This is a genomic window from Nocardiopsis endophytica (assembly GCF_027706725.1).
Lineage (GTDB): Bacteria > Actinomycetota > Actinomycetes > Streptosporangiales > Streptosporangiaceae > Nocardiopsis_A > Nocardiopsis_A endophytica.
This window is the reverse complement of record NZ_JAQFWQ010000026.1, coordinates 1-26,656: the sequence shown is the minus strand read 5'-3', so window position 1 is coordinate 26,656 and position 26,656 is coordinate 1. Positions and strand designations below refer to the sequence as shown.

The window sequence follows — 26,656 nt, the reverse complement described above, 5'->3', positions numbered from 1 at the left end:
CCTGCTGTCCGGTATGCCCGGTATGCACTGCCCGGGCGGCCCCCTCCGCGATGATCTCGGGGAAGTCGGGGTTAAAACGGACACGATAAGCCCGACTCCCCCGAGATCAACACCAGCGCACCCCCGCGCCGCCGTTCCCTCGTTGATCTCGGGGAAAAGGACGCTAAAACCGGCCCGGTAGGGGCGTTTTTCCCGAGATCATCGCCGAGGGGGACGGGCAGGTGCCCAAGGCACCCGGATCGGGGGTTCCGGCCGGGCCTGGACCGCGAGGAACCCGCCGCCCGGCAGGCAAGGCCCGGGAACCGCCCCTCTTGTGCCGTCGCCGCCAACCACGCCGACCATCCGCACGCCGGACGGCCGACGACGCTGCCGGAAGGGCCGCCGACCTTCCTCGTCGCCGCCATTTCCCTTGCACTCCACCCGACCTGCCACCCGGCCGGGGCCATAAGCGGGGTACCTGCTGGGCCGCCCCGATGGGGCCGCGAGGAGACCGGCGCCCCGCGCCACCGCGTTCCCCGGTGTGGGGTGGGCCCACCAGGCGGCGGCCGACCGTGGGCAAGGGATGGACGCGACGACCTCTTCCCGGATGTGGGCTCATCCGACGGGTGGGGGTGTGTCGAGGCTCTCGTTCGGCCCAACTCCCGGATTTCCTTACGAAACCACACAAGGCAATGAAGAAATTACTCTCAGTTATGCAATGATGTCTCCGTGCCAACCGCGTTCATCGCGCCCTCCGGGCGCGCTTCGAATCTGACCGCAGGGGTTCGGGCCGAGGAGGACGCCCCGGCCCAGAGCTCCCCGGTGCTGCTGGTCGCCTCCAGCGGGGGCCACCTCGCCCAGCTCATGGCCCTGCGCCCGTGGTGGTCGAACCGCGAGCGGACCTGGGTCACCTTCCGCACCCCCGACGCCGAGTCGCTGCTGAACGGCGAGGAGGTGCACTGGGCCCACCACCCCACCACCCGGAACGTGCCCAACCTGCTGCGCAACACGGCGCTCGCGGTGCGCGTGCTGGCCGCCCGGCGCCCCGCCGCGGTGGTCTCCACCGGCGCCGGGGTCGCCCTGCCGTTCTTCGTCCTGGCCCGGCTGCTGCGGGTGCCCACCGTCTACATCGAGGTCTACGACCGCATCGAGACCCCGACCCTGACGGCCCGTCTGTGCCGGCCCTTCACCCGGCTCTTCCTCGCCCAGTGGGAGGAGCAGCGCTCGTTCATGCCCACCGCCATCACCGTAGGACCGCTGCTGTGACCCACGCGCCCGATTCCCCGGCCCCCGTCCCCTCCGACACCTCGCTGGTCCTCGTCACGCTGGGCACCGACCACCACCCGTTCGGCCGCCTGGTGGAGTGGGCCGACGCCTACGCCCGCGAGCGCCCCGAGGTCCGGGTCCTGGTGCAGCACGGCCACTCCCCCGCCCCCGCGGCCGCCGAGGGCGAGCCCTTCCTGCCGCCCGACCGCCTGGAGGAGCTGATGCGCTCGGCCGCCGCCGTGGTCACGCACGGCGGCCCCGGGTCGATCACCGCCGCCCGCCGCGCCGGCCACCTGCCGCTGGCCGCCGCCCGCGACCCCGAGCTGGGTGAGCACGTGGACGACCACCAGCTCCGCTTCGTCACCCGGCTGGACGCCTCCGGACTGGTGCGCGCCTGCACCACCGCCCAACAGCTCTCCGCCGCCCTGGACAAGGCCGTCGCCCACCCCGGCGAGTTCCGCATCGGCGCCCCCGGGGCCGGCGGCTCCGAGGCGGCCGCCCGCCGCGCCGGAGAGCTCATCGACCTGCTGGCCCCTCCGCCGCGCCCCGACCACCCGCTGCCCGCGCTGGAGAAGACCCCGGGCACCTGGCCGGAGGTGTGCGCCGTGGTGCCCACCCGTGACCGGCCCGACCTGCTGCGCCGCACCCTGCGCTCGATCGCCGAACAGGACTACCCCGGCGTGCTGCGCACCGTCGTCGTCTTCGACAACGACGACCCCGACACCACCCTGGCCTCCGACGACCCGCGGCGCCCGGTGGCGGTCGTGGCCAACGACCACAGCCCCGGCCTGGCCGGCGCCCGCAACACCGGCATCATGGCCGCGCGCGGCGAGTACGTGGCCTTCTGCGACGACGACGACACCTGGTTCCCCGGCAAGCTCCGCTCCCAGGTGGAGGTGCTGCTGGCCGACCCGGGGACGGAGATGGTCTGCTGCGGCATCCGCGTCGTCTACGACCGGACCGAGGCCGAGCGGATGCTCGACCGCACCGCCGTCTCCTTCTCCGACCTGCTCGGCTCGCGCCTCACCGAGCTGCACCCCTCCACCTTCCTCATCCGGCGCGAGGCGCTGCTCGAAGGCGGCGGCCCGGTCAGCGAGGAGCTGCCCGGCAGCTACGCCGAAGACTACGAACTGCTGCTGCGCATGGCCCGCCGCGCGCCCATCCGGAACATCCCGGCGCCGGGCGTCCGGGTGCTCTGGCACCGCCGCTCGCACTTCGCCGGCCGGTGGCAGACCATCGCCACCGCCCTGCGCTGGCTGCTCGACCGCTATCCCGAGTTCCGCCTGGTGCCCAGCGGCTACGCGCGCGTGGCCGGGCAGATCGCTTTCGCGGAGGCCGCCGCGGGGCGCCGCCGCGCCGCCCTGCGATGGGTCGGCCGCACCTTCCGGGCCCGCGCCCTGGAGCCGCGGACCCCGCTGGCGCTGGCGGTCGCCTGCGGCCTGCCCGCCCCGTGGGTGATCCGTACTCTGCACCGCCACGGCAAGGGCCTGTAGAGGACTCGCCGCGACCGCTCGCCGCCGGGCGCCCAGCCCCGCCGACTCCGCCGCCGAGCGCCGCCCCTGCCTCGTTGATCTCGGGAAGAGCGCCCCTGAGAGTGGCCCGGCAGCGTCGCTTCCCCCGAGACCGACACCGACCTGCCGGGACCGCTCGTCGCCGGGCGCCGTCTCAGGCCCGCCATTGACGACAGCGCCGGGACCACGAGGCGGCCGCCGGGTCACTCCCCCCGACGCGGTCGGCCCTGGATCTCCTCCTGGGCCTTGCGCAGGTGCTCCTTGGTCTTCAGCGCCCGGTCCACGATCTCCTGGACCCGGTCGGGAACCGCCACGTAGGGGTGCCGCCCCGCCAGGCCGTAGCCCCACTGCGCGTACGCGTCCTGCCCGACCCGGAAGTCGCAGGTGGGCGCGGTCATCCCGTCCCACATCTTCACGGCCTTCACCCGCTCATAGCGCTTGAGCACCTCGGGGATGTCGGCGTACCACTTGGCCGTCGCCATCGGGTCGCCCGGGATCGGCACCGTCCCCATCTCCCCGATCATCACCGGCTTCTCCGGATCGATGCCGTGCTTGGGCCCCTCCTCCTGCACCCACTCATAGGCCGGGCGCAGCGCCTCCTCGAACGACACCACGTCGTCCCAGTGCGGCATCAGCTCGCACCCGGTCATGTTGTAGGCCTCCCAGCTGATCCAGTCCACGTACTCGTTGCCCGGCCACAGCCGCGGCAGGCGGGACAGGTTGTCGGCCCAGCCGGTCACGTTCCACACCCACACGGCGTTGTCCGCGCCGTTCTTCCTGTACACGTCGACGATGTGCCGCCACGCCATCACGAACTCCTCCGGCGTGCCCCGCCGGTTGTACCGCTTGTTCGCGTCGGCCTCGTGGTCGAAGGTCACGAAGACGGGGTGCTCCAGCTCGGCGATGCGCTTCGCCTGGGCGGTCAGCGAGCGGTCGAAGCGCCCGACCACGATGTCCTTGTAGTCCTGCTCCGGGTGGCCCCGCATGTTGAACCGCTTCGCCTCGATGTTGGCGTGGATCAGCCGCCCCTCTTCGGCGTACTCCAGCTCGGCGTCGGTGGGGATCTCCGACTGGTCGATGCCGTTCCACGTGTAGACGATGTCGAGCTTGCGGTCGACCGCCCGCTCGAGCGGCTCCGGGTCGCCCTGCCACGGGCTCGCGCCCCACCACAGGCCGCAGGTGGGCTCCAGGATCTCGCTGACGTCGCAGCGGGGGTCGTCGCCGGGCGGCTCCGGGGTGGTGCCCGGCGACGGTGTGGGCTCCGGCGACGCGCTGGGCGACGGGCTCGGCGAGGGCGCCACGGGCGGGGTCTGCGGTGTCGGCGACGGGACCGGAGAGGGCGATGGGCTGGGTGACGGGCTCGGCGAAGGACTCGCGGACGGGCTTGGCGAAGGAGACGGGCTCGGTGTGGGCTGCTGGGGGATCACCAGACCGCCCGGTCCCTCCGGAGACGCGCTCGGCGAAGGCGAAGGCGACGGGCTGGGCGACGGGGACGGTGTCGGCTGCTGCGGGATCACCAACCCGCCCGACCCGTCCGGTGACGCGCTCGGCGAAGGGCTCGGCGTCGGCTGCCGCGGGATCACCAGGCCCCCCGGCCCCTCCGAGGCCTGGGCCACCGGCTCCCCCGACTCCAGGGCTCCCAGCCCTTCGAGCCCCTCGAGCCCTTCCTTCTCCTCGCACGCCGCCGTCGCCACGAGAAGGGCCGCCAGCGCCGCACCGACCCGGACCGCCCCGCTCCTCGCGGGTCCTCCCCCGTGCGCTCCCCCGCGCCCGTGTTCCCGCTCCACGATCGGCCCCCTCCCGGGTCGTCCTGGAACCCCCCTTGGGACACCATGGGATATTCACAGTACGCAATCAATTCACCACGAAAGGTGAGCGAATCGGGCGTGTCGGCTTCAGTACCCGAATCTCCACCGAACCGGGAGCGTCAGCGCGGACACCGCGACCCGCGCCGGGGCCGCCAGCTGGGAGCGCCACGTCACGTCCGCGCGCACCCGCACCGGCCCCGTCCGCAGCCGCATCGGGTTCCCCGAGACCGTGTGCGCCGGGGACAGCTCCGCCGACCCGTCCGCCCCCAGCGGGAGCCCGTCGGCCGCGCACCCGGCGAACTCGGCGATGCCGCGCAACTCCCCCAGCGGATCGGCGGCGAAGTCCTCGTACCGCACCCGCAGGGTGGGCAGCCCGCCCCGCTCCAGCGCCGCCAGCACCCCGTTCTGCGCCACCCACTGCACGGCCGCCCGGGTGGGCGAGTAGCGCGCCATGAACTGCTCGGGGCTGCTCGGCCGGGCGTCGGGCCGGGGCACCCGCTTCCCCCAGGCGTGCGCGACCGCCCGGGGGTCGCGCACGATGTGCAGCAGCCGCATCCGCGCCCCGTAGCGCAGCCGCAGGCACGCGGCCAGCGATGCGTGCTTACTGGAGTCGACGACGGTGCGGCACCCGCTCACCCGGGCCACCGCGGCGTAGAGCCGGTCGTAGAAGTCGGTGTAGCGGGCCGCGCGCGCGGCCAGGTCCGGCGGGGGGTCGTCGGCGAGCAGCCCCGGGACGAACCGGGTCCGGTCCACGGCCGCCTTGAGCTCCAGGACCCGGGCGGGGTCGACCCGCCCCCACCCGCCGAAGGCCTCCCGGCCCACCTCCGCCCAGAAGGGGCAGCGGGCGAACGGCGCGCCGCAGCCGCACACCTCGTCGTCGACGAGGCTGCGGCGCCACATGTGCACGACCTCGCCCATGGAGCACACCCCCGGCAGCTCCCCCAGGAGCCGCTCGATGAGCGTGGATCCGGACCGGCCGATCCCCCCGACGAACACCAGACGAAATCCGCTCACAGGACGCAACACTAGTACGCCCTGTGACAGATTGCTTGCTTTCCGTGGTTTAGGCCGGTCACGCCCTTGAGCGGGCGCGCCGCGGTCAGTCGGTGTCGAGCACCATCCCCGCCGCGACGGTGGCGTTGGTGCCCTCGTCGACCAGGATGAACCCGCCGGTGGTGCGGTTGCGCTTGTACTCGTCGACGAACAGCGGCTGCGCCGCCTTCAGCGCCACCCGCCCGATCTCGTTGAGCCCCAGCTCGGCGGGGTGTTCATCGCGGCTGAGGGTGTTCACGTCCAGCCGGTACAGCAGGTCCTTGACCATCACCTTGGTGGTCCGCGTCGTGTGCTTGAGCAGCAGCTTGGACCGCGGGGTGAGGGTGCGCGCCTCCGCCATCCAGCAGACCATCGCCTGCAGGTCGCGCGCCTCGCGCGGGCGGTTGTTGGGGCGGCAGATCATGTCGCCCCGGGAGATGTCGATGTCGTCCTCCAGCAGCACCGTCACCGACTGCGGGCTGAACGCCTCGTCCAGGTCGCCGTCGGCCGTGACGATCCGCGACACCCGCGAGGTGATGCCGGAGGGCAGGTGCACGACCTCGTCGCCCCTGCGCAGCACGCCCCCGGCCATCTGCCCGGCGTAGCCGCGGTAGTCGTGCAGCTCGGGGTCGTCGGCCTTGTGCGGGCGCACCACGTACTGCACCGGGAACCGCGCGTCGATGAGGTTGCGGTCCGAGGCGATGTGCACGTTCTCCAGGTGGTGCAGCAGCGACGTGCCCTCGTACCAGGGCATCTCCATGGACCGCTCCACCACGTTGTCGCCGTGCAGCGCGGAGATGGGGATGAACGCCAGGTCGGTCACGTCCAGCTTGGCGGCGAAGTCGGTGAACTCGGCCCGGATCTGTTCGAACCGCTCCTGGGAGTAGTCCACCAGGTCCATCTTGTTGACCGCCACCACCAGGTGCGGCACCTGGAGCAGGGTGGCCAGGAAGGCGTGCCGGCGGCTCTGCTCCTGCAGCCCCTTGCGGGCGTCGACCAGGATGACCGCGAGGTCGGCCGTGGAGGCGCCGGTCACCATGTTCCGGGTGTACTGGATGTGCCCGGGGGTGTCGGCGATGATGAAGGTCCGCCGCGGGGTGGCGAAGTACCGGTAGGCGACGTCGATGGTGATGCCCTGCTCGCGCTCGGCCCGCAGGCCGTCGGTGAGCAGCGCGAGGTTGGTCTGCTCCTCGCCGCGGCTGCGGCTGGTGCGCTCCACCGAGTCGAGCTGGTCCTCGAAGATGGACTTGGAGTCGAAGAGAAGGCGGCCGATGAGGGTGCTCTTGCCGTCGTCGACGGATCCGGCCGTGGCGAACCGCAGGATGTCGTTGGTCATGGTGCGCGCGTTCCTCGGGGATCGGTGCGGGTGGGGCCGGTCAGAAGTAGCCTTCGCGCTTGCGGTCCTCCATGGCCGCCTCGCTGGCGCGGTCGTCGGCGCGGGTCTGGCCGCGCTCGGTGATGCGCGTCGCGGCGATCTCGGCGATGATCTCGTCGATCTCGGTCGCGGTGGAGCGGACCGCGCCGGTGCAGGTCATGTCGCCGACCGTGCGGTAGCGGACGGTCGCCTCGAAGACCTCTTCGTCCTCGTCGCGGTTGATGTAGGGGCCGTCGGCGAGCAGGATGCCGTCGCGCTCGAACACCGGGCGCTGGTGCGCGTGGTAGATGGAGGGCAGCTCCAGCCCCTCGCGCCGGATGTAGTCCCACACGTCCAGCTCGGTCCAGTTGGAGATGGGGAACACCCGGATGTGCTCGCCGCGGTCGATCCGGGTGTTGAACAGGTTCCACAGCTCGGGCCGCTGGGCCTTGGGGTCCCACTGGCCGAACTCGTCGCGGAAGGAGAAGACGCGCTCCTTGGCGCGGGCCTTCTCCTCGTCCCGGCGGGCCCCGCCGAAGGCGGCGTCGAAGCCGTGCTCCTCGATGGCCTCCAGCAGGGCGGCGGTCTGCAGCCGGTTGCGGCTGGCCCAGCGGCCGGTGGGCTCGACCACCTTGCCCTGGTCGATCTGGTCCTGGACGGAGGCGACCACCAGCTCCATCCCGGCCTCGGCCAGGCGGCGGTCGCGGAACTCCATCACCTCGGGGAAGTTGTGCCCGGTGTCCACGTGCATCACGGGGAAGGGCACCCGGCCGGGGAAGAAGGCCTTCTCGGCCAGGCGGAGCAGCACGAGGGAGTCCTTGCCCCCGGAGAAGAGCAGCACCGGCCGCTCGAACTCGGCGGCCACCTCGCGCATGATGAAGACGGCCTCGGCCTCGAGGTGGTCCAGTTGGGAGAGCCGGTACCGTCCGAGCTCCGCTGCCGTGCCCATGTATTGCGCCTCGCTCCCGTGAAGTCCGACGGCGGGCCGCGGCCCGGCCGCCTACCCGGCGGCCTGGGGGCCCGCCCCGTCCAGATCCGCCACGTCGCGGATGCTCCCCAACAACATACCCGACAATTCTGGTCGACATACAAGGATATCGGGCAAGGACGGGTCCAGCGCGTTGTACTCCAGGTCCGCACCGTCGATCCGGGAGGCGTGCAGCCCCGCGGCGCGCGCGACCGCGACCGGCGCGGCGCTGTCCCACTCGAACTGCCCGCCGGCGTGCACGTACAGGTCGGCCATGCCCAGCAGCACCGCGCAGATCTTGGCCCCGGCCGAGCCCATCGGCACGATCTCGGCGCCCAGCGCGGTGGCCATCTTCTGGACGAACTCCGGCGGCCGGGTGCGGCTGGCGGTGATCCGCAGCCGCTGCCCGCTGGGCCGCTCCTCGGGCAGCCACGGCGGCTCGGCGGTGGAGAGCGTGGACCCCTGGGCGGGCAGCGCCACCGCCCCCGCGGCCAGACGCCCGTTCTCCCACAGGGCCACGTGCACGGCCCAGTCGGTCCGCCCGGCCTCGGCGAACTCCCGGGTCCCGTCCAGGGGGTCGATGATCCACACCCGGCGGGCGCTCAGCCGGGCCGGGTCGTCCACCCCCTCCTCGGACAGCACCGCGTCGCTGGGGCGCAGCCGCCCCAGGGCGGAGAAGAGGAACTCGTGCGACGTGCGGTCGCCGAGGGTGCGCAGGACGTCGGGCTCCTCGAACCCGTGCCGGGCCCGCAGCCGCAACAGCTGCTGCCCCGCCTCGCCCGCAAGGTCACGTGCGACTTCATGATCGTTTCGGATGCTGCTCACCGGCCTCAGTACGCTCCCGCCCCGCGGATCACCGCTGACCACGTCTTCCAGAGAATCTGCACGTCCAGGGTCAGCGACCAGTTTTCCACGTAACGCAGGTCCAAGCGGACCGATTCCTCCCAGGAGAGGTCGGACCGCCCGCTCACCTGCCACAGACCGGTCATCCCCGGTTTCACCACCAACCGCCTGCGTACGTCGCGCCCGTAGCGCGCGACCTCCTCGGGCAGCGGCGGCCGCGGGCCCACCAGCGACATCTCGCCGCGCACCACGTTGACGAGCTGGGGAAGCTCGTCCAGCGAGTACCGGCGCAGCCAGGCCCCGACCGACGTCACGCGAGGGTCCGCGCGCATCTTGAACAGCACTCCGTCGTGCTCGTTGGCGCCGAGCAGACCGCTCTTCATCTCCTCGGCCGCCGGAACCATGGTACGGAACTTCACCAGAGGGAAGTGGGCCCCGTCCTTGCCGACCCGGGTCTGCCGGAACAGCACCGGCCCGCCGTCGGCCGCCTTGACCGCCACGGCCAGCACCGCGAACACCGGCGCCAGCAGCAGCAGCGCCGCCCCCGCCGCCACCCGGTCGAACAGGCCCTTGACCACCCGTCGCGCCCCCTCCAGCTCCGGGTGCTCCACGTGCAGCAGCGGCAGGCCCGCCACCGCCCGGATGGTGGTGCGCGGCCCGGCCACCTCCATCAGCGCCGGGGCCACGGTCAGGTCGGTGCCGCACTTCTCCAGCCGCCAGGCCAGCCGCCGCAGCTCCACCCCGTCCATCTCCGGACAGGCCAGAACCGCCACCGTCTCGGCGCCCACCGCGGCGGCGGCCTCGGCCGCGTCGGAGAAGTCGCCGAGCACGGGGACACCGTCGACCGAGTCCGCCCGCGCGCCCTCGCGCCCGTCGGGCAGGCACGCCCCCACAACGCGCATGCCGTGGTAGGGCTCGCCGCGCAGCTGGCGGATCAGGGCGGCGACGGCGTCGCGGTGGCCCACCGCGACCGCCCCGCCCATGCACCGGCCCGAGCGGCGCAGCCGGTGCAGGCGCTTGCGCCAGCCGTACCGCAGCACCAGGCTCGCCAGCACCGTGGCGGGCAGCGCCACCAGCACGAACCCGCGGGCCAGCGCGGGCACGGCGGCGAACCCGGCGATGGCGGCGGCCGCGGTCAGCACCACCCCGGCGCCCAGCACCCGGCGGAACTCCTCGGTCCCCACCCCCAGGAAGCGGCGGGCGTACCCGCCGCCCATGCCGACCACCGCGACCCACAGCAGCGGGAGCGCCAGCGACAGCCCGGCGTGCGCCGCCGCCGACGGCTCCTGCACCTGCCCCTGGAAGTGCAGCTGGTGGGTGACGGCTCCGGACATCCCGGCCGCCGCGGCGTCCAGCGCCACCAGTCCGCGCGTGTAGCCGCGCACCCACGCGGCCGGGGCGCGCACGTCCCGGCGCTCACCGGCCCCGTTCCGCACGCCGGCGACCACCGCCATGACCCCTCCCCTCGCCCTGGGCGCGCCGCCGACCGCGGCCCGGCGGAACCGGCCCGTGAAGAGCGGGGAATCGGCAGGCGCGAAAACTCGCTCCGATGGGCCAACAGTAGCCAAGAGTGTTCATTCAGTCGCGTGACGTGACCTAATCGGGTAAAGAAAAAACCCGGCCGTCGGCCGGGCCCCTTCCCGGTGCCGCGCGCGGTCGGCGGCGGCGCCGGTGGTGCGCCTCAGGTGTGGAAGGAGTTCTGGGCGCGTTCCAGCCCCTCGGTGACGAGCGACTCCACCGCGTCGGCGGCGCGCGCGAGCTCCAGCGGGAGGTCCTTGCGCTCGGTGGAGGAGAAGTCCTTGAGCACGTAGGCGGCCGGGTCCATGCGCCCGGGCGGGCGCCCCACCCCCACGCGCACGCGCAGGTAGTCCGGCCCGGACAGGGAGGAGGTGATCGAGCGCAGGCCGTTGTGGCCGCCCGCGCCGCCGCCCCGCTTGAGCTTGAGCGCCCCGAAGGCGATGTCCATGTCGTCGTGCACGACGACGACCCGCTCCATCGGGACCTTGTAGAACCGGCTCAGCCCGGCGACCGGCCCGCCGGAGAGGTTCATGTAGCTGCGGGGCTTGGCCAGCACCGCCGGGGTGCCCGCCAGGCGGCCCTCGGCGACGTCGGCGTGCGCCTTGTGCGCCTTCCAGCGGTGGCCGCCGCGCTCGGCGAGCTCGTCCACCACCATGAACCCCACGTTGTGCCGGTTCCCGGCGTACTTGGGGCCGGGGTTGCCCAGCCCCACCACCAGCCAGCGCTCGGTCTCGGCCACGCCCGTTCCCTCGTCCCCGCCCGCATCGGCCCCGGACACACCCGATGCGCGGCCCCCGAGCAGGCGCTCAAGGAGACCACGCACCGGACCCATGCCCATTCGCGTTCGAGGGCCGACTACTCGGCGGACTCGGACGCGGCGGACTCGCCCTCGCCCTCGGACTCGCCCTCGGCGGACTCCTCGGCCTCGGCGGCCTGGTCGGCGGAGACCGACGCGACCCACGCCTCGGGGTCGGTGACCAGCTCCACGCCGGCGGGCAGCTTCAGGTCGCCCGCGCTGACGTGCGCGCCGTCCTCCAGGCCCTCGACCGAGTGCTCCACGCCCTCGGGGATGTGGGTGGCCTCGGCGGCGACCTCGACGGTCACCAGCTCCTGGTAGACCGAGTTGCCGGAGGCGACGTCGCCGGTCAGGTTGACCGCGATCTCGACGTTGACCTTCTCGCCCTTCTTCACCACGAGCAGGTCGACGTGCTCAAGGAAGCCCTTGATCGGGTCGCGCTGCACGCTCTTGGGCAGGACCAGGTTCTCCCTGCCCTCGACGCCGTCGACGCGCAGCAGCACGTTCGGGGTCTTCAGGGCGAGCATCAGGTCGTGGCCCGGAAGGGTGATGTGACGGGGCTCGGTGCCGTGGCCGTAGAGGACGGCCGGCACCTTACCCGCGCGGCGGGCGCGGCGTGCGGCGCCCTTGCCGAATTCCGTGCGCGGCTCGGCAGCGATGCGTACCTCGGACACGACAAAACTCCTCGGAGGTTCGTCCCCGCACGACACGGGGAACACGACTTCTCTGAAACGACTCCCGCGGGACACGGGAGAACTGCACGGGATCGGTCCCGCAGGCAGGCGGAGACGCCGAAGCGCGCCGCGCCCGGGCACGGCGACCACGCGGCATTCGACCCGGTGGCCGCAGTGGAACCCCGCGGACACGGGGACACTCGGTCCAGTCTAATGCCTCGCCCGACGTCTTCCGTACACATCGGTGTCCAGGGGAGGGCCCAGAGCCCTCCCCTGCACCCTGCACGGACCGGTCAGCCGTCGAAGAGGCTGGTGACCGACCCGTCGCTGAACACCTCGTTGATGGCCCTGGCCAGAAGGGGCGCGATGGACAGCTGGGTCAGCTTGTCGAAGTCGCGCTCCTTGGGCACCGGCAGCGAGTTGGTGATGACCACCTCGGAGATGCGCGAGTTCTGCAGCCGCTCGGCGGCCGGCCCGCTGAGCACGCCGTGCGTGGCGGCGGCGATGACGTTGCTGGCGCCCTGCTCGTAGAGGGCGTCGGCGGCCTTCACGATGGTACCGGCGGTGTCGATCATGTCGTCCACCAGGATGCAGGTGCGGCCCTCGACCTCGCCGACGACCTCGTGCACCTTGACCTCGTTGGCGACCTCGGGGTCGCGCCGCTTGTGGATGATGGCAAGCGGCAGCCCCAGGCGGTCGGCCCAGCGGTCGGCGGTGCGCACCCGCCCGGCGTCCGGCGAGACCACGGTGGCCTCGGCCCCCTCGATCCGCCCGTTGATGTAGTCGGCCAGCAGCGGCAGCGCGAACAGGTGGTCCACCGGCCCGTTGAAGAAGCCCTGGATCTGGTCGGTGTGCAGGTCGACCGCCATCAGGCGGTTGGCCCCCGCGGTGGCGAACAGGTCGGTCATCAGCCGGGCGGTGATCGGCTCGCGGCCCAGGTGCTTCTTGTCCTGCCGGGCGTAGCCAAGGAACGGCGTGATCACCGTGATGCGCTTGGCCGAGGCCCGCTTGAGCGCGTCCACCATGATGAGCTGCTCCATGATGGACTCGTTGATCGGGTCGGAGTGGCACTGGAGAACGAACGCGTCGCTCCCGCGGGCCGACTCCAGGTAGCGGACGTACATCTCGCCGTTGGCGAAGTCCTGGAACTTCGTCGGAACCACCTGGATGCCGAGCTGCTCGGCCACCTGCTCGGCCAGCTCCGGGTGCGTGCGCCCGGAGAAGAGCATCAGCTTCTTCTGACCCGCGGCCTTAATGCCGGTCACTTCTCAGATCCCCCACAGACACATGTCATTCGCCTTTGCCGGCGTCTTCGTCGCGGATCTCGGCGTCCCGGAGCGCGCGCTCGGCGGCCTCGGCCGCGGCGGTGCCCGGGCGCTTCCGCTGCACCCACCCCTCGATGTTGCGCTGGCCTCCGGCGGAGACCGCCAGCGCACCGGGCGGGACATCATCGCGGACCACCGTCCCGGCGCCCGAGTAGGCGCCCGGCCCCACGCTCACCGGGGCGACGAACATGTTGTCGCTCCCGGTCCGCGCGTGGTCGCCGATGGTGGTCCGGTGCTTGTGGACGCCGTCGTAGTTCACGAACACCGACGAGGCGCCGATGTTGACGCCCTCGCCGATGTCGGCGTCGCCGACGTAGGTCAGGTGCGGGACCTTGGACCGGGGGCCGACGGTCGAGTTCTTGACCTCGACGAACGTGCCGGCCTTGGCGCCGTCGCGCAGCACCGCCCCGGGCCGCAGGTAGACGTAGGGGCCGACGGAGGCGCCGGGGCCGACCTCGGCCCCCTCCGCGTAGGCCTCGCGGACCTGCGCCTCGTCGCCGACCGCGGTGTCGGTCAGCGTGGTGTTCGGGCCGACCACGGCGCCCTCGCCCACGCGGGTGCCGCCGCGCAGCCGCACCTGGGGTTCGAGCACGGTGTCGCGGCCCACCTCGACCTGGACGTCGACCCAGGTGGTGGCGGGGTCGACGACGGTCACCCCGGCGCGCATGTGCGCCTCGAGCAGCCGGTCGTTGAGCAGGCGGCGCGCCTCGGCGAGCTGCACGCGGTCGTTGACGCCCTGGATCTCCACCCAGTCGGCGGCCAGGGCCGCGTCGACCCGGTGGCCGTCGCCGCGCAGGATCGCCACGGCGTCGGTGATGTACTCCTCGCCCTTGGCGTTGTCGGTGGACAGCCGGTGCACCACCTCGGCCAGCAGGTCGCCGTCGAAGGCGTACATGCCGGAGTTGATCTCGTCGACGGCGCGCTGCTCGGCGGTGGCGTCGGCGTGCTCGACGATCTCGGTGAAGACCCCGTCGGCGTCGCGCACCACGCGGCCGTACCCGGCCGGGTCGGGGACCTTCGCCGAGAGCACGGTGACCGCGTTGCCCGCCGACTCGTGCGCTTCGACCAGGCCGGCCAGGGTGGAGCCGCGCAGCAGGGGGGTGTCGCCGTAGGCCAGCACCACGGTCCCGGACAGCCGGGCGCCCTGCGCCTTGAGCTCCTCCACCGCCACCCGGACCGCGTGGCCGGTGCCGTTCTGCTCGGCCTGCACGGCGGTGGCCACCTCCGGCGCGGCCTCGGCCAGGTAGGCGCCGACGCGCTCACGGGCGTGGCCGATGACGGCGACGGTGCGCTCGGGATCCAGCTCCCCGGCGGCGGCGAGGACGTGGCCCAGCATGGCCCGCCCGCAGATCTCGTGCAGGACCTTGGGAAGCCTGGACTTCATTCGGGTGCCCTCGCCCGCCGCGAGGACGATGACGGCAGCCGGACGGCTCACGCTCACGGGCGGAGACTCCTCATGTCGCTGGCGGTATCGGATGCGTCGTCGCGCCGGCGCCGCCGGGCGGGTCCCCCGCGCGGCCGACGCGACCGGTCGGCGAGGCTGAACATCGCCCTGCGCGCACGCTGATGGGAGCGGGATCAGGGGCCGACAGGGGAAGGATACATGCGGCGCCCGGGGGCCTCGGGGCGCACCCCGGGGCGGACCTGCGCAGGGGCCCAGGGGCGCCGGGGGGCGCGGGCCGGGTGTGAGATCGGCCATCGGCGCCGCGGGAGGGGGCCGCGATGGACCCCGAGGGACCGGTGGGGAAGGGCTCCCGGGCCAGGACTCGAACCTGGACAAACGGCACCAAAAACCGCAGTGCTGCCATTACACCACCCGGGATGGACTGCGGCGCGGTCCGCGCACGCCTCCACGGCACACGATAGCCGCTCCCCGACATCCGGTCATCCCGAAAACCCTCCGCCCCGGCGCTCACCGCCGTGCACGGCCGGGTCGCGCGGCACCGGGGCGCACCGCGCGCCGCACCGGTCCGCACCCGGCCGGCGCGGACCGCCGCGACGGGTCTTGCGCAACCTACGCCTTCGTAGGTTACGGTTACGTAGGTATAAGTTGTCGACGCGATCGCCGGGCGGTCGGGCGGCGCGGGCGGAGGCGTCTCCGCACGTGCGCCCCGCACGGCCGTCACGAGAACGCAGGTGGAGTAGATGACCGCAGTAGTCGCCGAGCCCGCACCGAAGCGGGCGCCCGAGCCCGAGCTCGACCCCGAGGGGGCCAGCAAGGCCCAGCGGATCACCGTTTTCGTCTTCGTCCTGGTGCCGCTCCTGGCCCTGGTCGCCGCGGTCCCCTTCGCCTGGGGCTGGGGGCTGTCCCCGCTGGACGTGGGCATCGGCGCTGCCTTCTACCTGGTGTCGGGGCTGGGCATCACCGTCGGCTTCCACCGGCACTTCACCCACGGCTCCTTCAAGGCCAACCGGCCGCTGCGCATCGCGCTCGCCGTGGCGGGGAGCCTGGCCATCGAGGGCAGCGTCATCAAGTGGGTGGCCGACCACCGCCGCCACCACAAGTACGCCGACGCCGAGGGCGACCCGCACTCGCCGTGGCGCTTCGGCGACGACTGGCGCTCGGTCGCCAAGGGGCTCTTCTACGCGCACATGGCGTGGATGTTCCTGAGCGAGGAGAAGACCTCGCCCAAGCGCTTCGCGCCGGACCTGCTCAAGGACAAGGACATCGTCCGGGTCGACAAGCTCTTCGTGCCGCTGGTGCTGTTCTCCCTCCTGGCCCCGGCCGCCATCGGCGGCCTGGTGACCATGTCGTGGTGGGGCGCGTTCACCGCCTTCTTCTGGGCGGGGCTGGTCCGGGTGGCGCTGCTGCACCACGTGACCTGGTCGATCAACTCCATCTGCCACACCATCGGCGAGGAGAACTTCGAGGTCCGGGACCGCTCCCGGAACGTGTGGTGGCTGGCCATCCCCTCCTTCGGGGAGTCCTGGCACAACCTGCACCACGCCGACCCCACCTGCGCCCGGCACGGCGTGCTCAAGGGGCAGGTCGACATCTCCGCCAGGATCATCTGGGCCTTCGAGAAGCTGGGGTGGGCCACCAAGGTCCGCTGGCCCAACGCCGAACGCCTCGCGGCCAAGCGCGTGAGCGTCTAGAGTCGGGAACCATCATGGAAGCCGTGGGCGAGAAGAAGGTCCGGTCCCGCAAGAAGCGGATGACCGGCAGGGAACGCCGTGAGCAGCTCCTGGACATCGGCCGGGAGCTGTTCGCCGAGCGCGGCTTCGACGGCACCTCCGTGGAGGAGATCGCGGCCCGCGCCGGGGTCTCCAAGCCCGTGGTCTACGAGCACTTCGGCGGCAAGGAGGGCATCTACGCCGTCGTCGTGGACCGGGAGATGCGCACGCTGCTGGGCATGGTCGGCAGTTCGCTCACCGCCGACCACGCCCGCGGCAAGATCGAGAACGCCGCGCTGGCGCTGCTGCGCTACGTCGAGGAGAACAGCCAGGGGTTCCGCATCCTGGCCCGCGACTCCCACGCCGCCTCGGGCACCGGCAGCTTCGCCAGCCTGATCAGCGACATCGCCACCCAGGTCGAGCACATCCTGGCCGACGAGTTCAAGCAGCGCGGGTACGACCCCAAGCTGGCGCCGATGTACGCCCAGTCGCTGGTGGGCATGGTGGCGCTGACCGGCCAGTGGTGGCTGGAGGTGCGCAAGCCCAAGCGCGAGGTGGTGGCCGCGCACCTGGTCAACCTGGCCTGGAACGGCCTGTCGGCGCTGGAGCCCAAGCCGTCCCTGGAGTCGGTCGACCGGAAGCGGCCGGAACGCTAGGGCCGACCGGCCTGTCGCCCGCATCGCCGTGTCGGGCACACTATCTTGATATCAAGAGATAGGGTGTGCTCATGCGTGATGAGGTCGACGGGCTGGTCGAGGCGTGGCGTGCGGAGCGCCCGGACCTCGATGTTGCGCCGCTGCAGGTGCTCAGCCGCGTCTCGCGGCTCGCGCGCCATCTGGACCGGGCCCGGCGCGCGGTCTTCACCGACCACGGCCTGGAGCCGTGGGAGTTCGACGTGCTCGCCGAGCTGCGCCGCTCCGGCGCCCCCTACGAGCTGAGCCCGGGGCGGCTGCTCCGCGCCACCCTGGTCACCTCGGGGACCATGACCAACCGCATCGACCGCCTGGCCGCGGCGGGGCTGGTGCGGCGGCGCCCCGACCCCGCCGACAAGCGCGGGGTGCTGGTGCGCCTCACCGACGAGGGGCGCGAGCGCGTGGACGCCGCCCTGGAGGCCCTGCTCGGCTACGAGGAGTCGATCCTGGAGCCGATGCCCGCAGGCGAGCGCACGGCGCTGGCCGCCCTGCTGCGCTCGCTGCTGTCGCCGCTGGACGAGTGAGGAGCCCCCGCTGAGCCGCCCCCTCTGAGGCGGCACCTCTGAGACGACCCCTCGACGTACGCCCCCGTTTCGGACACTCTTGTTACTCGGCGGTATCCGTCCCCTCACCGGGATGCCGCCGGGGCGCGCAGGCAACGTGTCCGATTCGAGCGGAGATCTACGTGCACATCAAGCGCAGCGCCGCCCTCGCCGCGGCGGTCCTCCTGGCGGCGGCCGCCTGCTCCTCCGAGGAGTCCGGCGGGGCGCCCGAGGAGCGGTACTACCTGTCCCTGGGCGACTCCCTGGCCGTGGGCGTGCAGCCCGACGGCGAGGGCGGGTTCGAGGAGACCACCGACGGCTATACCGACGCGCTGTACCGCACGCTGAAGGACGGGCGGCCGTCGCTGCGCCACGAGCGGATGGGCTGCGGCGGCGAGGACACCACGACCTTCAAGGACGGCGGGCTGGAGCTCTGCGGGGAGCGCTACACCGAGGGGACGCAGCTCGCCCAGGCCGAGCGGTTCCTGGAGGAGCACCGGGGGCAGGTGGACCTGGTGACGATCGACATCGGCGGCAACAACTTCACCGGGTGCGTGGACCTGGGAGGCGGTGGGCCCGAGGCCCCGGAGGGCGCCGTTGCGGAGCCCGAGGAGTCAGAGGGGCCCGAGGGGTCGGAGGGGTCCGAGGAAAGCGGGGACTCCGGCAACGGCGGCACCCCGGACGTGGAGCTCGACCGGGACTGCGTCGAGGACGGGCTCGACCGGCTGGAGGAGGAGGTCCCCGAGATCACCTCCCGGCTGCGCGCGGCCGCCGGACCGGACGTGCAGATCATCGGCATGACGTACTACAACCCCTTCCTCGCGGCGATGCTGCTGGAGGACTCCGGGTCGGAGAGCGACGGCGACGGGGACGGGGACGGCGGCGACGGGGACGGCGGTGACGGCGGAGGCGACGCGGACTCCCCCGCCGACGACGAGCTCGTCGACTACGCCACCGACGTGCTGCTGGAGATGAACGACATCCTGCGCTCCTCCTACAGCGACGCCGACATGCAGGTGGCCGACGTGGAGGAGGCCTTCGAGTCTCAGAACTTCGAGGAGTCCGGGGACGGCGACTCGGACATGCCGACCAACGTGCAGTACATCTGCGACTACACGTGGATGTGCAACACCCAGGACGGCCCCGACATCCACACCAACCAGGCCGGCGCCCAGCACATAGCGCGGACCTTCGAGCGGCTGGTCGAGGCCGGGTAACCGGCCGCGCCGCCCCTGTGTCGATCCCGGGGAAGTCGGGCTCATGCTGCCCGTTCTCACCCCGACTTCCCCGGGATCAACGACGGTGTCACTCGCCGATGCGCTCGGCCTCGGCGAGCCAGCGCTCCTCCAGCTCCTCCTTCTCGGCCTGGAGGGTCTTCAGCTCGGAGTCGAGGTCGGCCAGGCGCGTGTAGTCGTCGGCCGCCTCGGCCATGAGGGCGTGCAGCTCCTCTTCCCGCGTGCCGATGCGGTCCATACGCCGCTCCAGGCGCTGCATCTCCTTCTGCGCCGCGCGGCGCTCGGCGGCCGAGACCACGGGCGCCGCGTCCGACGCCTCCTCAGCGCCTCCGCTGACGTTGTCGTCGGCGGAAGCATCGGACCCCGACGCGGCGACCCCCGGGACCGTGTCCCGCCCCTCCTGACGCGCGCGCCGCGCGAGGTACTCGTCGACGCCCCCGGGGAGGAAGGCCAGCGTCCGGTCGCCCATCAGGGCCAGGGTGCGGTCGGTGACGCGCTCCAGGAAGTAGCGGTCGTGGCTGACCACCACGAGCGAGCCCGGCCAGCCGTCGAGCAGGTCCTCCAGCTCGTTGAGGGTCTCGATGTCGAGGTCGTTGGTGGGCTCGTCCAGCAGCACCACGTTCGGCTCGTCCATGAGCAGCCGGAGCAGCTGCAGGCGGCGGCGCTCGCCGCCGGACAGGTCGCCGATGGGCGTCCACTGCCGGTCGCCCCGGAAGCCGAACCGCTCCAGCATCTGCCCGGCGGTGAACTCGCGCTTGCCGATCGTCACGAACTGGCGGACCTCGTTGACGGCCTCCAGGGGGCGCATCCCCGGGTCCAGCTCGGCGAGGTTCTGCGAGAGGTGGGCGAGCTTGACGGTGCGGCCCCGGCGCACCCTGCCGCCGTCGGCCTCGCGCTCGGCCGCCAGGAGGCGCAGCAGGCTGGTCTTCCCGGCGCCGTTCACCCCCACCAGGCCGACGCGGTCGCCGGGACCCAGCTGCCAGGTGAGGTCCTCCAGGAGGGTGGTGTCCCCCGCCCTCAGGTCCACGTGTTCGAGGTCGATGACGGTCTTGCCCAGGCGCGCGCTGGCGAAGCCGACCAGTTCGACGGTGTTGCGCAGCGGCGGGACGTCGGCGATGAGCGCGTTGGCGGCGTCCACCCGGAACTTGGGCTTGGACGAGCGGGCCTGGGGACCGCGGCGCAGCCACGCCAGCTCCTTGCGCATCAGGTTCTGCCGCCGCTCCTCGGCCGCGGCGGCCAGGCGCTCCCGCTCGGCCTTGGCCAGCACGTAGGCGGCGTACCCGCCCTCGTAGCGCTCGACCCGGCCGTCGACCACCTCCCAGGTGCGGTTGGTGACCGCGTCCAGGAACCACCGGTCGTGGGTGACGACCACCAGCGCCTCCTTACGGGCGTTGAGGTGGTCGGCCAGCCAGGCGATGCCCTCGATGTCGAGGTGGTTGGTGGGCTCGTCGAGGACGATGAGGTCGTGCTCGCCGGTGAGCAGGCGGGCCAGGGCGGCGCGGCGGCGCTCGCCCCCGGAGAGGGTGTCCATCCCGGCGCCCAGGTCCCAGCCGCCGAGCAGGCCGCGCAGCACGTCGCGGACGCGCGGGTCGCCGGCCCACTCGTGCTCGGCGCGGTCGCCCAGGACGTAGGCGCCGACGGTGGTGTCGGGGAAACTGTCGCGCTGGTGCAGGAATCCCACCCGCAGTCCGCGGTTGTGGATCACCCGGCCGGAGTCGGGCTCGGTGGTCTGGGCGAGGACGGAGACCAGGGTCGACTTGCCGCCGCCGTTGCGGCCGACGACGCCGATCCGGTCGCCCTCGTCGACGCCGAGTGAGACGCCGTCGAGCAGGACGAGCGGGCCGTAGGCGAGCGAGACTTCCTGAAGATTGACGAGGTTCATCGTCTTCCCATTCTGTGGGCTGTCCCCCACTGGAATGACACGCCCCGGGCGCCGGACCGCCCTCAAGGGGTCCGGTGCCCGCCCCGTCCCGCGCTCGTCATGGGCGCTCAGACCAGGAAGAAGTCGCGCGCCGAGCGTGCGATGCCCTCGGTGTCCAGGCCGTGGGCGCGGTCGTGGTCCCCCGGGGTCCCGTACTTGCGCAGCTCGGCCTCGCGCGAGACGCCGAGCGCGCGCTGGCGGTGGCGCCGGTCCTCCAGGGCGGCGGCGACCTCGTGCGCGGAGGTCCCGGCGAGGTAGGGCTCGACCAGCAGGACGTCGGCGCCGCCGACGGAGGCGACCAGGCGGTTCAGCCCGGCGCGGTCGAAGGGGCGCGGGGTCGCGGTGTAGGCGACCGTGACGTCCAGTCCCTCGGTGGCGGCCAGCACCCGGTCCAGCATCGGTCCGACCGCGACCACCACCCCGGCCGCGCGGGGCGATCCGGTGCGTACCGGGACCAGGCCGGAGCCGACCGGGCGCGGGGCGGCGTTGCCGTACTCGCTGAGGCGGACGTAGACCCGGTCGTCGCCGGTGAGCGCGGCGCGGACGAGGCGGTCGGCCTCGTCGGCGTGGCCGGGCACGTGCACGGTCCAGCCGGGCAGCGTGTCCAGCAGGGCGACGTCACCGGGGGCCATGTGGGTGCGTCCGGCGCCGGCGTAGTCGTAGGAGGCGCCGATGCCGGCCAGCACCGCCCCCGCGCCCTGGTGGCCCAGGTCGAGCTTGACCTGCTCGAACGGCCGCTCCACGAGGAACGAGGAGAAGGTGTGCACCACCGGGCGCTGGCCGGTCAGGGCCAGGCCCCCGGCGACGCCGATCTGGAGCTGCTCGCGGATGCCGACGTTGACGACCCGGCCGGGGTGGCGGGCCGCCGCGGCGGCGAAGCGGTCGGTGGAGATGTCGGCGAGGACCACGGTCAGGCGCGGGTCGGCGTCCATGGACTCGGTGACGGCGCGGGTGAAGGCGTCGCGCATCGGCTGCGGGGTGACGGCGGGGACCGGGCGGGCGGCGGTGGCGCCCCGGGCGGCCGTGCCCCGGGGGGCCTCGGTGGCGGTCGCGGTCATGGGACTCACTCCTTGGGCTGGACGCGGGCGATCACGGCGTGCGGGGTGCGGGGGTCGCGGACCGAGAAGGCGTCGGCGAGGGCGTCGTGGTCGCGCCCCCACACCGTCCGGGTGGTCCACCCCTCCTGTTCGAAGCGGGCGGCGATGCCGCCGGGCCAGCCGTGGGTGGCCGACCGGTTGTCGATCACCACGGCGGTGACCGATCCCAGGCCCAGCCGCGCGGCGGCGGCGATGGCCTCGTGGTTGCTGCCCTCGTCGAGTTCGGCGTCGCCGGCCAGCACCACCACGCGGGGCCCGGTGCGGCCCTGGGCGCGCAGGCCCAGGGCGGTGCCGACGGCCAGGCCCAGGCCGTGGCCGAGGGAGCCGCTGCCGATCTCGGCGCCGGGGACCAGCACCCGGTCGGGGTGGTGGCCCAGCGGGGAGTCGAACCGGGTCCATGAGCGCAGGTCGGCGACGCTCAGGAAGCCCTTGGCGGCGAGCACGGCGTAGTAGGCGGCGGGGCCGTGGCCCTTGGAGAGCAGGAAGCGGTCGCGGTCGGGGGCGTCGGCGGTCTCCGGCGAGACCCGCAGGACGCGGTCGTAGAGGACCCAGAGCACGTCCAGCGTGGACTCGGCGGCCGCGCGGTGCTTTTCGTCACCGGTCATCAGGCCGACCAGCGCGGGGAGGTCGGCGTACCGGCTCAGTGCCGTCGTCGTCATGGCGCTAGTCTGTAAGCTCGAGTTAACTTGAGGTCAACCGTCCGCGGACGCCGTCGACGCGAAGGGGATGTGACATGGCCCACTTGCCGGTCAGGCTCACCATCGGCCAGGTGTCGGAGCGCAGCGGGATCGCCCGCACGACGCTCCGCTTCTACGAGGAACGGGGGCTCATCCACTCGGAGAGGACCTCGGGCAACCAGCGCCGGTACCACAGGAACACGCTGCGGCGCCTGGCGTTCATCGCCACGGCCCAGCGGGTGGGGCTGTCGCTCGGGCAGATCCAGGATGCGCTCAGCACGCTGCCCGACAACCGCACGCCGACGGTGAGCGACTGGGCGCGCCTGTCCGAGGAGTGGCGGAACGAGCTGGAGGCGCGCATCGACGCGCTGCAGCGCCTGAGGGACCGCCTGACCTCGTGCATCGGGTGCGGGTGCCTGTCCCTGAAGGACTGCCACCTGAACAACCACGACGACGTCCTGGCCTCCCAGGGGCCCGGCGCGCCGGGCCTGAAGCCCGCACGCGAGGGCGGGCTCTAGGAGACCGCGGGCGTGACGGTCTCCGCGCCGGGGACGTCGCCGTGGGCGGTGAGCGCGCGCTCGCACGTCCCGGACTTCTCCAGGGCCTCGGCGACCTCGGCGGCACCGTCCGCATCGGGCGCCAGGAACGCGCAGGTGGGGCCCGAGCCGGAGACGATGCCCGCCAGGGCGCCCGCCTCGCGGCCCGCGTCCAGGGTCCGGGCCAGGTCCGGCCGCAGGGACAGCGCCGCAGGCTCCAGATCGTTGCGCAGGGCCGCCGCGAGCGCCGGGGGGTCACCGGCCCCCAGGGCCGCCGTCAGCGCGGCGTCTCCGCGCGGCTGAGGCGCGTCCGGGCGGAGCCGGTCGTACTCGCCGAACACCGCGGGGGTGGACAGGCCGCGTTCGGACAGCGCGAACACCCAGTGGAAGCGGCCCCGGGACGGGACCGGCTCCAGGACCTCGCCCCGGCCGGTGCCGACGGCGGTGCCGCCCAGCAGCGGGAAGGGGACGTCGCTGCCGAGTTCGGCGGCGAGCGCCTGCAGGGCCGCGGCGTCCAGGCCCGCGCCGAACAGGGCGTCGCAGGCCAGCAGGGCGGCGGCCGCGTCGGCGCTGCCCCCGGCCATGCCCCCGGCGACGGGGATCGCCTTGTCGATGCGGATGCGCACCCGCGCCCGCTCCTCGGACAGCCCCGCCTCGCGGGCCACCAATCGGGCGGCCCGGGCCGCCAGGTTGTCGCCGTCGCGGGGCACTCCGGCCAGGTGCGCGTCCAGGCCGCCGGCCGCCGCGTGCACGTCGATCACCGGTTCACCGGCCCCTGCCGGGCCCGGGTCGGCCCGACGGACGGTAACCTCGTCGAACAGTGAGACAGCGTGGAACACGTTCACGAGATCGTGGTATCCATCCTCGCGTACCGGCCCCACCGCCAGTAGCAGGTTGACCTTCGCGGGCGCCCGTACGGTCACGGCGGTAACAGCGGTCATGAGCCCTAGATCATAGAGGAACCCCCCTGCCAGTGAGCCCGGACGCCGAAGCGAGGCCATCCGCGCCCCGCATGCGCCCCGGCACCCGGGGCGTTCCCTCACCGATCCCTTCCGCACCGGTCACCCAGAGTGGTCTGCTCTGGGCCGCTTTGGCCTGCGCGGGTGGGTATAGGGCCGCGATCCCCGCTACCTTGGGGCCAGACGGAGTGTGGACACCGTCGGGGAGGGTCGCTTGCCGTCGGATGGGCTCCCAAAGGACCTGGAACCGCTGGCCGCCGGAGATCCGGCGACCATCGGTCCCTACGTGCTGGCCGGACGGCTGGGCAGCGGGGGGATGGGCACGGTCTACCTGGGCCGCGCCCCTGAGAAGGGTGCCCAGGTCGCGATCAAGGTGATCCGCCCGGAGCTGGCCTTCGACGAGGCCACCCGGGCGCGGTTCCACGACGAGATGGAGAACGCCCGCCGGGTCGCCTCCTTCTGCACGGCCAAGGTGCTCGACCACGGCACCTTCGAGAACCGGCCGTACATGGTCACCGAGTACATCTCCGGGACCGCGCTGGCCGAGCACATCTCCCAGCACGGGCCGCTGGACTCCAGCACGCTGCACGGCTTCGCCCTCGGGGTGGCCGCGGCGCTGGCCGCCATCCACAGGGCGGGGCTGGTCCACCGCGACCTCAAGCCGGCCAACGTGCTGCTGTCGCTGTCTGGGCCCCGGGTGATCGACTTCGGCATCGCGCGGGCGATCAACACCGCCACCAACCACACCCAGACGGGCATCGTCATGGGCAGCCCGGGGTGGATGGCGCCCGAGCAGCTCCTCGAGGAGAAGGTGACCACCGCCGCGGACATCTTCGCCTGGGGGTGCCTGGTCGCCTTCGCGGGCAACGGCACGCACCCCTTCGGCAACGGCGACGCGATGACCCTCGGCAAGCGGGTGCTGTTCGCCGAGCCGCAGATCGGCGACCTCGACAGCCCGCTGGACCGCCTGGTGGCCCGCGCGCTGGCCAAGGAGCCCGAGCGCCGCCCCAAGGCCCAGGACCTCCTGCTGGAGCTGGCCGGGGGCGAGGACACCGGCGGCAGCGCCAACGACCCCAACGACATGGTGAGCCACGCGCTGCACCAGTCGTGGCGGCCCAACCTGCCGCCGATGCCGCCGCCCGGGCCGCCCATGCCCCCGCACCCGGGCCCCAACCCGAACATGACCAACATGGTCCCCCAGGGGCCCCCGCAGGGCCCGCCGCCGGGGCCGTACCCCCCGCCGGGCGGTCCCCCGCCCGGCCCCCACGCAGGCCCACCGAACGGCCCCCAGGGCCCGCCGCCGCCTCCCCCGGGCCCGCACACGAGCCAGCCGATCCAGCGCCCGGCCGGGGTGGCCCAGCAGGCGCCCGCGGGGCAGACCGGCCAGTTCGCCCAGCAGGGCGGCCCCATGCCCCCGCCGGGTCCCCCCGGACCGCAGCAGACCGGGCCGATCCCGCTGCCCCCGCAGGAGCAGCAGGCGCAGCCCTACGTGCCCCCGGCGCCGCCCCCGCCGCACCGCCCGCTGCAGCCCTCCAAGGGCAGGATGAAGTGGGTCGCGATCACCGCCGCTGTGGCGGTGCTCCTGGTGGTGCTGCTGGTGGCGGTGCTGACCCTGCTCAGCGGATCGGGTCTGCCCGTGCCCTGGGGCGGCCGCGACGACGCCGACGCGGCGGCGGACCAGGGCCGGGACCAGAACGCCGGCGAAGGAGCGCAGAAGGAGCCGGAGGGCCAGGACGGAGCGGGCGGAGCCGGTGACACGGAGGCCGACGCCCCGGACTCGGGCGACCCCGGCGTGGCCGATGACGGCCTGTCGGCGTTCACCGCCGGGGACTACCGCTGCTCCGACCGCGTCGAAGGACGGCACCTGCGGGTGGAGAACGGCACCTACTGCGTGTTCGAGCTGGAGCTGTTCAACGGCGGCGACGAGCCGGTGCGGCTGGACCACCGCCGCCAGCGCCTGAGCGCGCCGGGCGTGGGCGAGGTGATCGCCGAGCGCCCGTCCGACCTGGAGGCGGAGGCCCCGCTGTGGGACCCGGTCGCCCCGGGCGAGAGCGCACGCGGCGAGCTGGTGTTCACGGTCCCCGACGCGGAGCGGGTGCGCGGCGGCGTCCTGATGCTGACCAGCAACGACCGGGGCGACGACGCCGAACTCCCGATCGAGGAGTTCACCGAGTCCAACTGAGGGCGGGGCGGCAGGCGGTTGGGCGGGTCCCCCGCTCCCGGACCCCGCCCGAGCGGCAGGCCACCGGAGCGCCGGGTCGAGCTCGGCGACGAAGGCCGGCGGCCCGTACCACAGCGCCGTCGGCCGCGGCGCGTGTGCGTGGTCACCGGGGATGGCAGCGACGGCACAAGCGGGGCGGTTCCCGGGCCCTGCCTGCCGTCCGTCCGGCCCCTCGCGGTCCGGGTGGGCGGGCGGCTGCGCAGGTCCCCCACTTGAGGGCCCCAGCCGGCCGGCGGCCCGCCGGAGTGTGAGGTGGAGGGCGGCGACGAAGAGAGGCCGGCGCCCCTTCCAGCAGCACTGTCGGCCGTCCGGCGTGTGCGCAGTCACCGTGAATGGCAGCGACGGCGGGACGCCTGCCGGTTCCCCGGCCCTGTCGGCCGTCCGGCAGGCCCCGGATGGTCCGGGCGAGCGGGGCGGTGGGCGAGGTTCGCGCTCTCCCGCGCCGGTGGCGGTCGGCGGTCCCGCACGGCAACCCCCAGCACGGCTATGACCTGGGCGAACACTCCGCGTTAGGGGCGCGGAGGGGCGAGAAATGCCCTCCGCGACACCCGCCAAGACCCCGCGGCGACGAACACGGCGACACCAGAAC

General features: G+C 73.2%; 22 protein-coding genes and 1 tRNA gene. 8 read left to right on the top strand and 15 right to left on the bottom strand.

Features of this window, described 5'->3' with window-relative positions:
• Positions 1-843 precede the first annotated feature (843 nt).
• Together O4J56_RS11415 and O4J56_RS11410 are read left to right on the top strand one after the other, a co-directional pair.
• Positions 844-1,245: a glycosyltransferase family protein gene (locus O4J56_RS11415; RefSeq protein ID WP_270685735.1), complete on the top strand. Its 402-nt coding sequence runs from the start codon at positions 844-846 to the stop codon at positions 1,243-1,245.
• Positions 1,242-2,738: a glycosyltransferase gene (locus tag O4J56_RS11410; RefSeq protein WP_270685697.1), complete on the top strand. Its 1,497-nt coding sequence runs from the start codon at positions 1,242-1,244 to the stop codon at positions 2,736-2,738. Before O4J56_RS11415 ends, O4J56_RS11410 begins: the two co-directional genes overlap by 4 nt.
• 221 nt (positions 2,739-2,959) lie before the next feature.
• Here the strand turns inward: O4J56_RS11410 and O4J56_RS11405 are convergent, their stop codons facing one another.
• The 11 genes from O4J56_RS11405 to O4J56_RS11355 form a co-directional block, all read right to left on the bottom strand.
• Positions 2,960-4,057 (bottom strand): glycoside hydrolase family 26 protein, encoded by a 1,098-nt coding sequence (locus O4J56_RS11405; protein WP_408639104.1) that lies wholly within the window; start codon positions 4,055-4,057, stop codon positions 2,960-2,962.
• Between the two features lie 594 nt (positions 4,058-4,651).
• On the bottom strand, positions 4,652-5,560 hold the full coding sequence (locus O4J56_RS11400; RefSeq protein ID WP_270685733.1) for a sulfotransferase: 909 nt from the start codon (positions 5,558-5,560) through the stop codon (positions 4,652-4,654).
• Between the two features lie 103 nt (positions 5,561-5,663).
• Positions 5,664-6,932: a sulfate adenylyltransferase subunit CysN gene (gene cysN, locus O4J56_RS11395; protein WP_270685696.1), complete on the bottom strand. Its 1,269-nt coding sequence runs from the start codon at positions 6,930-6,932 to the stop codon at positions 5,664-5,666.
• Between the two features lie 40 nt (positions 6,933-6,972).
• Positions 6,973-7,899: a sulfate adenylyltransferase subunit CysD gene (gene cysD / locus O4J56_RS11390; RefSeq protein ID WP_270685695.1), complete on the bottom strand. Its 927-nt coding sequence runs from the start codon at positions 7,897-7,899 to the stop codon at positions 6,973-6,975.
• 51 nt (positions 7,900-7,950) lie between these two features.
• Complete coding sequence (locus O4J56_RS11385) at positions 7,951-8,742, bottom strand: 3'(2'),5'-bisphosphate nucleotidase CysQ (protein ID WP_270685694.1); 792 nt, start codon at positions 8,740-8,742, stop codon at positions 7,951-7,953.
• A gap of 5 nt (positions 8,743-8,747) precedes the next feature.
• A complete protein-coding gene (locus tag O4J56_RS11380; protein ID WP_270685693.1) occupies positions 8,748-10,214 on the bottom strand; it encodes a sugar transferase in 1,467 nt (488 codons plus the stop codon).
• A gap of 227 nt (positions 10,215-10,441) precedes the next feature.
• On the bottom strand, positions 10,442-11,116 hold the full coding sequence (pth, locus tag O4J56_RS11375) for an aminoacyl-tRNA hydrolase (protein WP_408639103.1): 675 nt from the start codon (positions 11,114-11,116) through the stop codon (positions 10,442-10,444).
• Positions 11,117-11,133: 17 nt separating this feature from the next.
• Positions 11,134-11,748 carry a 50S ribosomal protein L25/general stress protein Ctc gene (locus tag O4J56_RS11370; protein WP_270685691.1) on the bottom strand — a complete coding sequence of 205 codons (615 nt, stop codon included), beginning with the start codon at positions 11,746-11,748 and terminating at the stop codon, positions 11,134-11,136.
• Between the two features lie 293 nt (positions 11,749-12,041).
• Positions 12,042-13,013: a ribose-phosphate diphosphokinase gene (locus tag O4J56_RS11365; protein WP_270685690.1), complete on the bottom strand. Its 972-nt coding sequence runs from the start codon at positions 13,011-13,013 to the stop codon at positions 12,042-12,044.
• 25 nt (positions 13,014-13,038) lie between these two features.
• Positions 13,039-14,514, bottom strand: coding sequence for a bifunctional UDP-N-acetylglucosamine diphosphorylase/glucosamine-1-phosphate N-acetyltransferase GlmU (glmU, locus tag O4J56_RS11360; RefSeq protein ID WP_270685689.1), 1,476 nt, complete (start codon positions 14,512-14,514; stop codon positions 13,039-13,041).
• A gap of 310 nt (positions 14,515-14,824) precedes the next feature.
• Positions 14,825-14,895, bottom strand: a tRNA-Gln gene (locus O4J56_RS11355).
• A gap of 323 nt (positions 14,896-15,218) precedes the next feature.
• On the opposite strand from O4J56_RS11355, the gene O4J56_RS11350 reads away from it, so the two are divergent.
• From O4J56_RS11350 to O4J56_RS11335, 4 genes are all read left to right on the top strand, one after another.
• Complete coding sequence (locus O4J56_RS11350; RefSeq protein WP_270685688.1) at positions 15,219-16,169, top strand: acyl-CoA desaturase; 951 nt, start codon at positions 15,219-15,221, stop codon at positions 16,167-16,169.
• 14 nt (positions 16,170-16,183) lie between these two features.
• On the top strand, positions 16,184-16,843 hold the full coding sequence (locus O4J56_RS11345) for a TetR/AcrR family transcriptional regulator (RefSeq protein ID WP_270685687.1): 660 nt from the start codon (positions 16,184-16,186) through the stop codon (positions 16,841-16,843).
• A 71-nt stretch (positions 16,844-16,914) separates the two neighbouring features.
• Positions 16,915-17,403 (top strand): MarR family winged helix-turn-helix transcriptional regulator, encoded by a 489-nt coding sequence (locus O4J56_RS11340; RefSeq protein ID WP_270685686.1) that lies wholly within the window; start codon positions 16,915-16,917, stop codon positions 17,401-17,403.
• A gap of 161 nt (positions 17,404-17,564) precedes the next feature.
• Complete coding sequence (locus O4J56_RS11335) at positions 17,565-18,638, top strand: SGNH/GDSL hydrolase family protein (protein ID WP_270685685.1); 1,074 nt, start codon at positions 17,565-17,567, stop codon at positions 18,636-18,638.
• Between the two features lie 88 nt (positions 18,639-18,726).
• On the opposite strand, the gene O4J56_RS11330 is transcribed toward O4J56_RS11335, so the two are convergent.
• From O4J56_RS11330 to O4J56_RS11320, 3 genes are all read right to left on the bottom strand, one after another.
• Positions 18,727-20,538: an ABC-F family ATP-binding cassette domain-containing protein gene (locus O4J56_RS11330; RefSeq protein WP_270685684.1), complete on the bottom strand. Its 1,812-nt coding sequence runs from the start codon at positions 20,536-20,538 to the stop codon at positions 18,727-18,729.
• A 107-nt stretch (positions 20,539-20,645) separates the two neighbouring features.
• Entirely contained in the window at positions 20,646-21,545 is a 900-nt protein-coding gene (locus O4J56_RS11325; protein WP_270685732.1) for a transketolase family protein, read from the bottom strand.
• Between the two features lie 95 nt (positions 21,546-21,640).
• Entirely contained in the window at positions 21,641-22,333 is a 693-nt protein-coding gene (locus tag O4J56_RS11320; protein WP_270685683.1) for a thiamine pyrophosphate-dependent enzyme, read from the bottom strand.
• Between the two features lie 74 nt (positions 22,334-22,407).
• Between O4J56_RS11320 and soxR the strand changes: the two genes are divergently transcribed.
• Positions 22,408-22,869: a redox-sensitive transcriptional activator SoxR gene (gene soxR, locus O4J56_RS11315; RefSeq protein ID WP_270685682.1), complete on the top strand. Its 462-nt coding sequence runs from the start codon at positions 22,408-22,410 to the stop codon at positions 22,867-22,869.
• On the opposite strand, the gene O4J56_RS11310 is transcribed toward soxR, so the two are convergent.
• Entirely contained in the window at positions 22,866-23,828 is a 963-nt protein-coding gene (locus tag O4J56_RS11310; RefSeq protein ID WP_270685681.1) for a 4-(cytidine 5'-diphospho)-2-C-methyl-D-erythritol kinase, read from the bottom strand. The genes soxR and O4J56_RS11310 overlap by 4 nt on opposite strands.
• A 232-nt stretch (positions 23,829-24,060) precedes the next feature.
• Between O4J56_RS11310 and O4J56_RS11305 the strand changes: the two genes are divergently transcribed.
• The gene (locus tag O4J56_RS11305) at positions 24,061-26,028 is read left to right on the top strand and encodes a serine/threonine-protein kinase (RefSeq protein WP_270685680.1); all 1,968 of its coding nucleotides are present in this window, start codon (positions 24,061-24,063) and stop codon (positions 26,026-26,028) included.
• Positions 26,029-26,656 lie beyond the last annotated feature (628 nt).

Coding starts and splice junctions, on each gene's coding strand:
- O4J56_RS11345 (WP_270685687.1), top strand. CDS start 16,184: ATGGAAGCCGTGGGCGAGAAGAAGGTCCGGTCCCGCAAGAAGCGGATG.
- O4J56_RS11350 (WP_270685688.1), top strand. CDS start 15,219: ATGACCGCAGTAGTCGCCGAGCCCGCACCGAAGCGGGCGCCCGAGCCC.
- O4J56_RS11325 (WP_270685732.1), bottom strand. CDS start 21,545: ATGCGCGACGCCTTCACCCGCGCCGTCACCGAGTCCATGGACGCCGAC.
- pth (WP_408639103.1), bottom strand. CDS start 11,116: ATGGGCATGGGTCCGGTGCGTGGTCTCCTTGAGCGCCTGCTCGGGGGC.
- O4J56_RS11380 (WP_270685693.1), bottom strand. CDS start 10,214: ATGGCGGTGGTCGCCGGCGTGCGGAACGGGGCCGGTGAGCGCCGGGAC.
- cysD (WP_270685695.1), bottom strand. CDS start 7,899: ATGGGCACGGCAGCGGAGCTCGGACGGTACCGGCTCTCCCAACTGGAC.
- O4J56_RS11330 (WP_270685684.1), bottom strand. CDS start 20,538: ATGAACCTCGTCAATCTTCAGGAAGTCTCGCTCGCCTACGGCCCGCTC.
- cysN (WP_270685696.1), bottom strand. CDS start 6,932: ATGACCAACGACATCCTGCGGTTCGCCACGGCCGGATCCGTCGACGAC.
- O4J56_RS11340 (WP_270685686.1), top strand. CDS start 16,915: ATGCGTGATGAGGTCGACGGGCTGGTCGAGGCGTGGCGTGCGGAGCGC.
- O4J56_RS11320 (WP_270685683.1), bottom strand. CDS start 22,333: ATGACGACGACGGCACTGAGCCGGTACGCCGACCTCCCCGCGCTGGTC.
- O4J56_RS11310 (WP_270685681.1), bottom strand. CDS start 23,828: ATGACCGCTGTTACCGCCGTGACCGTACGGGCGCCCGCGAAGGTCAAC.
- soxR (WP_270685682.1), top strand. CDS start 22,408: ATGGCCCACTTGCCGGTCAGGCTCACCATCGGCCAGGTGTCGGAGCGC.
- O4J56_RS11415 (WP_270685735.1), top strand. CDS start 844: ATGGCCCTGCGCCCGTGGTGGTCGAACCGCGAGCGGACCTGGGTCACC.